General features: G+C 44.2%; 6 protein-coding genes. 3 read left to right on the forward strand and 3 right to left on the reverse strand.

The annotated features are described in order from the left end of the window. Window positions 1-116: 116 nt before the first annotated feature. Window positions 117-704 (reverse strand): YjaG family protein, encoded by a 588-nt coding sequence (locus tag R7M92_RS24635; protein ID WP_005382520.1) that lies wholly within the window; start codon window positions 702-704, stop codon window positions 117-119. 67 nt (window positions 705-771) lie between these two features. Between R7M92_RS24635 and R7M92_RS24640 the strand changes: the two genes are divergently transcribed. Both R7M92_RS24640 and R7M92_RS24645 read left to right on the forward strand, forming a co-directional pair. Further along, window positions 772-1,695, forward strand: a complete 924-nt coding sequence (locus tag R7M92_RS24640) for a D-2-hydroxyacid dehydrogenase (protein WP_005382519.1) — start codon at window positions 772-774, stop codon at window positions 1,693-1,695. A 2-nt stretch (window positions 1,696-1,697) separates the two neighbouring features. Continuing rightward, complete coding sequence (locus R7M92_RS24645; protein ID WP_005382518.1) at window positions 1,698-2,270, forward strand: uracil-DNA glycosylase family protein; 573 nt, start codon at window positions 1,698-1,700, stop codon at window positions 2,268-2,270. Window positions 2,271-2,511: 241 nt separating this feature from the next. Here R7M92_RS24645 and hemE read toward each other — a convergent pair whose 3' ends face one another. Together hemE and nudC are read right to left on the reverse strand one after the other, a co-directional pair. Beyond that, window positions 2,512-3,579: a uroporphyrinogen decarboxylase gene (gene hemE / locus R7M92_RS24650; RefSeq protein ID WP_005397282.1), complete on the reverse strand. Its 1,068-nt coding sequence runs from the start codon at window positions 3,577-3,579 to the stop codon at window positions 2,512-2,514. Window positions 3,580-3,826: 247 nt separating this feature from the next. Continuing rightward, entirely contained in the window at window positions 3,827-4,624 is a 798-nt protein-coding gene (gene nudC, locus R7M92_RS24655) for an NAD(+) diphosphatase (RefSeq protein WP_005382516.1), read from the reverse strand. 177 nt (window positions 4,625-4,801) lie between these two features. On the opposite strand from nudC, the gene R7M92_RS24660 reads away from it, so the two are divergent. Then, the gene (locus R7M92_RS24660) at window positions 4,802-5,293 is read left to right on the forward strand and encodes an Rsd/AlgQ family anti-sigma factor (protein WP_005382515.1); all 492 of its coding nucleotides are present in this window, start codon (window positions 4,802-4,804) and stop codon (window positions 5,291-5,293) included. The last annotated feature ends 186 nt before the right edge of the window (window positions 5,294-5,479 follow it).

Raw genomic sequence — 5,479 nt, forward strand, 5'->3', positions numbered from 1 at the left:
GAGTAGTTTTACAGGCAAAGCCGAAACGGATGATAACCACCTACTGAAGTAGGTGGTTTAGGGCTGAAAACAAAAAAGGCATCCAGTTAGGATGCCTTTTTCTATTTATTCAACGATTAAAGTGCAATACCGATGTTGCTCACACCTTCTTCACGTAGCTCTTCACGCAAATCTTTAATCAAGCTGATGTCACGTTCTACCGCTTCACGCAGCGGACGGAAGATAGCCCACTGGACGTCCCACTCTTCACATACGGCTTCGTTTTCTTTCTGGTTGTCGTTAGTGATTGGCTCTGCGCCTTGTGCTTGCTCTAGATCAGCAACGGTTTGTACCGACTGTTGACTCACTTTAAGCATTGAATCGAAAAGGTAGTCGCGGTCCAATAGACCATGCAGTAACGTAGACAAACCCTGACACGCGTCCATCGCTGGGTAAACGCCGTAAAAATCGAACTCATCCGCACTTGGGAACAACTCTTCTAACTTCTCCAATTGACGTTCGAAGTTAATTTTCGCGTTCTTAACTGTCAAAATTTCCCATACACTATCAAGAATCGCTCGGTAAGCACGCGGGTCAGCAAATTCTGTATTCTCACAAAACATCGCATAGTTTGGATACATGCGTTCACACAGACACGCCATAAAGGTAATTTGTTGCCAAGGTTCTAGTTTTTCTAAACGAACCTGAAGAGGATTCTTAAGCATAGTCACTCAATCATTGAAGAAAAAAAACAGCGAAAGTGTACTTGATTCATCACAGGGAAAAAAGTTAATGCCGCATTCAAATCAGATTTTCCTGCTCTCAGAGCATCGCGACACCTACAAAACGTTACTGGCAGAGAAAAATCTGCCCGATCTTTGCCTCACCGACCAACCAGAAGCCGCTCAGATCGTACTAGCGGATCCACCCTTACTATCACAAAGCTTAGACGAGTTTTCACAGCTTGAATGGGTACAATCCACGTTTGCTGGTGTCAACGCCTTAACATCCCCTAGCCTTCGTCAGGACTATACTCTAACTAACGTTCGAGGCATCTTTGGTCCACTGATTGCTGAATATGTTTTGGGTTACAGTATTGCCCATTACCGCCACTTTGCCCGATACCACCAGCAGCAACAAAACAAACAATGGCAGCCTCACCTGTACACGTCATTAAAAAGTAAAACCATGGTAATTCTTGGTACCGGTAGCATTGGGGGCTATCTGGGCAACGCCGCTAAAGCAATGGGGATAAAAACTATCGGTATTAACCGCACAGGTATCCCTACTCCAGGCGGCGAGTTTCATCAGACCTTTCATATCAATGAACTAAGTAAGGCATTTGAGCAAGCCGACATCGTTGTGAATACTCTACCAAGTACACCTGAGACGCGACAGTTACTTAATCGTCAAACGCTCAGCCAACTAAATCAGGCGTTATTGTTTAACGTAGGTCGTGGCGACGTATTGGATGAGGCAGGGTTGCTCTTCGCTCTGAAAAACCGTTGGGTAGAACACGCCTTCTTAGATGTGTTTGAGCAAGAACCGTTGTCGGTAGAGCATCCATTTTGGAAACTACCGCAAGTCACCATCACTCCACACATTGCTGCGCTGAGTTTTCCCGAGCAAGTCATCGAGATTTTTGCTGACAACTATCTACGCTGGCGCGATGGGTTTTCATTAAATTATCAAGTGGATTTCGAAAAGGGTTACTAAGAATGTCGTTAGACGAGCTATTGCAGCAAGTGAGGGCCTGCCAGATCTGCGCGGATAACTTACCTTTGGGTGCAAACCCTGTCGTGCAAGCAGCAAAAGGGGCACGCATCCTAATCATCGGTCAGGCCCCTGGCACACGTGTACACAAAACCTCGATACCTTGGAATGACCCAAGTGGTGATCGATTACGCCAATGGCTCGATATCGACAAAGACGTTTTCTACGACCCAAATAAAATTGCCATTGTCCCAATGGGATTCTGTTATCCAGGCAAAGGGAACTCTGGTGATTTACCGCCTCGTAAAGAATGTGCGCCCACTTGGCATAAAAAGATTCTTGAGCAACTGCCCAATATAGAGCTCACTCTACTAATTGGTCAGTACTCGCAGCAGTACTATCTCACCAACAAACCAAAGACGCTCACGCAAACTGTTCAGCAATGGCAAGATTGGGAACCGGACTTTATCCCGCTCCCTCACCCATCCCCACGCAATACATTGTGGTTAAAGAAGAATCCTTGGTTTGAATCTGACGTCGTGCCATACCTTAAAAAACGCGTTCACTCGATGCTTTAGGTTACCCATGATCTAATTGCTTGTTTATCTGTACAAGAAAATTAGAACATAAAACCAGAAATCATAAGTATTTGTTTATATTAAACTTTAATGTCTAGTGTACAGCTAGAGTAGTAATTAGATCATGGTAGGCCAAATACTACTAGAGCTGTACAGCCTTGAGTCTCAGATAGAAAAACTGAATTTTAGGCAAAAAAATACCGGCACTGAATGCCGGCATTTGATTTCAAAAAAATCTAACTTACTTGTGGTATGGCTTAGATAACTCGTGTACCGCATCCACAAATACGCCCGCGTTTTCTGGCGGTACATCCAAGTGGATACCGTGACCTAGGTTGAACACATGACCAGTCCCCGTATCACCAAATCCTTCTAGGATATCCGCTACTTCTTCGCGGATGCGCTCTGGTGAAGCGTAAAGCATTGATGGGTCCATATTACCTTGCAGCGCCACTTTATCACCGATACGTGCTTTCGCGTCAGCAATGTTGATTGTCCAGTCTAGACCAACCGCATCACAGCCCGTAGCTGCGATTTGCTCAAGCCACATGCCGCCATTCTTAGTAAACAGTGTGACTGGCACGCGACGACCGTCGTTTTCACGAATCAGACCATCTACAATCTTGTGCATGTATTGCAGTGAGAACAGATTGTAATCACGAGGCGTTAGTACGCCACCCCATGTGTCAAATACCATTACCGATTGCGCACCCGCTTTAATTTGCGCGTTTAAGTACTCGATAACGCTGTCTGCCAGCTTATCTAGAAGTAGGTGCAGAGTTTGTGGTTCCGCGTACATCATCTTCTTGATCTTGGTAAACGCTTTAGAGCTACCACCTTCGATCATGTACGTCGCAAGAGTCCAAGGACTACCAGAAAAACCAATCAGCGGCACTTCACCCTTCAGGTCTTTACGGATCTGGCGTACTGCGTTCATTACGTATTGCAGTTCACCTTCAGGATCTGGCAAACCAATTTTTTCCACGTCGGCTTTGCATGTAATTGGGTTATCAAAAACAGGTCCTTCACCCGCAGCAAAACGCAAACCAAGCCCCATTGCATCTGGAATCGTTAAGATGTCCGAGAATAAGATCGCGGCATCAAGAGGAAAACGGCGTAATGGTTGAAGTGTCACTTCGGATGCTAACTCTGCATTTCGACACAAAGACATGAAATCACCCGCTTCTGCACGAGTCGCTTTGTATTCTGGTAGGTAACGACCTGCCTGGCGCATCATCCATACTGGCGTGTAATCTACCGGCTCTTTTAAAAGCGCACGCAGATAACGATCATTTTTTAATTCAGTCATTCCGTAATTCCAACTGTTAGGCTTTCTGTGAAAGGGGGTATTCTATCACTGATTTAAGTCCAATAGCTGTGTGCTTTGCAACCTGGATCAAGTTATTAACTTTTAAATCAATGCTTAATTTGCACCCAATCGGTATCAGTGTTAAAAATTTGTTCGCTAGCGAAAACTACAATTATAAACTGAGTACTTAGTACTCAGCATCTCATAACGACATCTTACTTACCCCCTCCCTCTCGGAGGGTTTTTTTTATCTATTTATCAGACAATTAGAGTCTATATCTTTCAGCGTTTGTTCGATAAGTGCTCTTGCAATCGTTCCTTTAGGCGCAACAGGCGGCATCTCGTCGATACCAAACCATTGTGCATCAGACAGCTCAGTGTAGTCTGGGCTTAACTCTCCGGATTCATAGTCAGCTAAAAACCCCATCATCATACTGGATGGGAAAGCCCAAGGCTGGCTGCCAAAGTAACGAATATTTTTAACGAGAATTCCCGTTTCTTCATGAATTTCTCGAGCCACGCACTCTTCTAATGTCTCACCGACTTCTAGAAAACCCGCAATAACCGTATACATACCATTTCGATGCCTTGGATGTTGGGCTAATAAGATCTGATTTTCTTTACGTACAGCAACGATAATACACGGAAATATTCTAGGATAATGAAGGGTGCGACATTCACCACACTGCATGGCTAACTGGTTATTATTAAGAAAGTTTCTTCCTCCGCACTGTGGACAAAAGCGCAAACTTTGCGTCATGTGCCCATATTGCACAGCTTTACTTAACAACATAAATAATGGCTCAGGAAAATGCAGGCAGTCACGCAGGGATACTAAAGGTAGATCATGCTCTAAATCGGCCAAGTTAAGCCACATGACGGGCGAACCAGAATACTCACCAATGGGTCTTGCACTCGTTACTGGCAGTGATAACTGCTCTGCAGACCCGAAGGGCACAGCACCATCCACCAGCCAAATTTCACTTCCTGCAACAACACACCAGTATGCATTTATCGCGCGGTTAACATCACCTTTTCTTAACATTACACCATCCCTTTGCTTGAAGTTCGTTCATTTTACTGGCAATCTAATTTCATACTAGAGTTTATCGTTAAGTAAATGTGCACTCTAAATTCTAGTAAGGACAAGAGTTTGTAATAACTTTACTAACTTTGCTTTGCAAAGGATACGTTCGCCGATGGGCGATCAGATCATGAGGGCATGGTCATGCTAAGAAAATTCAAACAAACACAAGACCAGTGGGGTGGCTCAAGTGATGTCATTGATCACTGGTTAGAGACACGACAATCCCTGATTGTTGAATATTGTAAGCTTGCAGCGCTGCAACCTTGTTCGAAAACCAATGTTATTGAACTCCCATCTCCTTCCGAACTGCAGGATTTCTGTCAGCACCTCGTTGATTACATCTCCGAAGGCCACTTTAAAATTTATGACATGGTTATGGACCGTTGGAAAGCAACCGGCTTTGTCGTGACTAATGAGATCAATCAAACCTATGGTCAAATTGTTCTAACGACTGAACCATTATTGAACTTTAACGATAAGTACTCAGAAGTGACTGAAGATGATGAATTAAATGATTTCGATTCTGATATGTGTCTCATTGGGGAAATTCTTGAGACTCGCTTTGAAGTCGAGGACTATCTGATACAGCAAATCGCAGAAAGCCTGTCTATGCCACCTGGAGCTTAGTATTTGCAAACATTCAGAAATAGAGTGAGAGAAAAGACTGACGATCATCGTCGGTCTTTTTTGTTTCTAGCTTTATCGAAAATCCCACCGGAAGAACAAAGTAGTATAAAAGTAAATTACCACCTTCTAAAGAAGGTGGCTTTGTGTGAGCCCCCTAAAAGGGGGCCTTTGTTTAGTCCAGCGCCA

The organism is Vibrio sp. Vb2880, from assembly GCF_033337975.1.
Taxonomy (GTDB): Bacteria; Pseudomonadota; Gammaproteobacteria; order Enterobacterales; family Vibrionaceae; genus Vibrio; species Vibrio alginolyticus.

Coding starts and splice junctions, on each gene's coding strand:
- R7M92_RS24660 (WP_005382515.1), top strand. CDS start 4,802: ATGGTCATGCTAAGAAAATTCAAACAAACACAAGACCAGTGGGGTGGC.
- R7M92_RS24645 (WP_005382518.1), top strand. CDS start 1,698: ATGTCGTTAGACGAGCTATTGCAGCAAGTGAGGGCCTGCCAGATCTGC.
- R7M92_RS24640 (WP_005382519.1), top strand. CDS start 772: ATGCCGCATTCAAATCAGATTTTCCTGCTCTCAGAGCATCGCGACACC.
- hemE (WP_005397282.1), bottom strand. CDS start 3,579: ATGACTGAATTAAAAAATGATCGTTATCTGCGTGCGCTTTTAAAAGAG.
- nudC (WP_005382516.1), bottom strand. CDS start 4,624: ATGTTAAGAAAAGGTGATGTTAACCGCGCGATAAATGCATACTGGTGT.
- R7M92_RS24635 (WP_005382520.1), bottom strand. CDS start 704: ATGCTTAAGAATCCTCTTCAGGTTCGTTTAGAAAAACTAGAACCTTGG.